The 986-nt window shown below is 39.7% G+C and carries 5 tRNA genes; all 5 read left to right on the top strand.

The annotated features are described in order from the left end of the window. Positions 1-50 precede the first annotated feature (50 nt). The 5 genes from Q428_RS14130 (at position 51) to Q428_RS14150 (ending at position 486) form a co-directional block, all read left to right on the top strand. Positions 51-125: transfer RNA gene (locus tag Q428_RS14130), tRNA-Asn, on the top strand. Between the two features lie 4 nt (positions 126-129). Further along, positions 130-205 (top strand) — tRNA-Thr (locus Q428_RS14135). Positions 206-216: 11 nt separating this feature from the next. Next, positions 217-291: transfer RNA gene (locus Q428_RS14140), tRNA-Asn, on the top strand. A 21-nt stretch (positions 292-312) separates the two neighbouring features. Further along, positions 313-388, top strand: a tRNA-Met gene (locus Q428_RS14145). A gap of 14 nt (positions 389-402) precedes the next feature. Further along, positions 403-486 (top strand) — tRNA-Leu (locus Q428_RS14150). Positions 487-986: the final 500 nt, after the last annotated feature.

Below are 986 nucleotides of genomic sequence, written 5' to 3' on the forward strand. Positions count from 1 at the left end.
TCGAAGGCTGAAGACGCGAATTTGCTGTGTAGTTTTGAAAGAACTAATATTCCGCGATAGCTCAATGGTGGAGCATTCGGCTGTTAACCGAAGGGTTGGAGGTTCGAGTCCTCTTCGCGGAGCCATTATGCCGGCTTAGCTCAATTGGCAGAGCAACTGACTTGTAATCAGTAGGTTGTAGGTTCAAGTCCTATAGCCGGCTCCATAAAAAAATATTCCGTGGTAGCTCAATGGTGGAGCATTCGGCTGTTAACCGAAGGGTTGGAGGTTCGAGTCCTCTCCACGGAGCCACCAATATAATTCAATTACCATCGCGGGGTGGAGCAGTTGGCAGCTCGTCGGGCTCATAACCCGAAGGTCGGAGGTTCAAGTCCTTCCCCCGCAACCAAATTTAATAATCATGCGGGCGTGGCGGAATTGGCAGACGCACTAGACTTAGGATCTAGCGCCGCGTGCGTGGGGGTTCAAGTCCCTCCGCCCGCACCATATAAAAAGGATTATGTGTGAACATAGTCCTTTTTACATTTACTTTTAATGGTAGCTACATCACATATGATTTTACCCCTTACCCATATATGATAAGTTAACACTAAGGGAAAATGGAGAGTAACATAGGTTATAAATGAAATAGGGAACTTAAAATTGCACTAATAAAAGTATATATAAATTTTAGAATAACAACATATCCTGGAATATCATAATAAATAAAAGAGAGTATCTAAGAGATATAGGGAGAATGGTTAACATAATTCTGAGAGTTAGCTAAAGATGATGAGGTTTAGGTATAGATATAATGATATTATATACAAGCTGTTGCAAAACGGTAAAGGAAACCTCGGAACTATAAACTGTAGGTTTTAATTAAGAAAAGTAGTTGACATAATAAAAAAGACATGATAATATATACGAGTCGATTGGGAAGACTAGAAAGAGAAATTTAAAAAACTAGTTGACATAAATCGATAATAATGATAATATGATTAAGC

Origin of the sequence: Fervidicella metallireducens AeB (genome assembly GCF_000601455.1) — a bacterium.
In the GTDB taxonomy this organism is placed as follows: domain Bacteria; phylum Bacillota; class Clostridia; order Clostridiales; family Caloramatoraceae; genus Fervidicella; species Fervidicella metallireducens.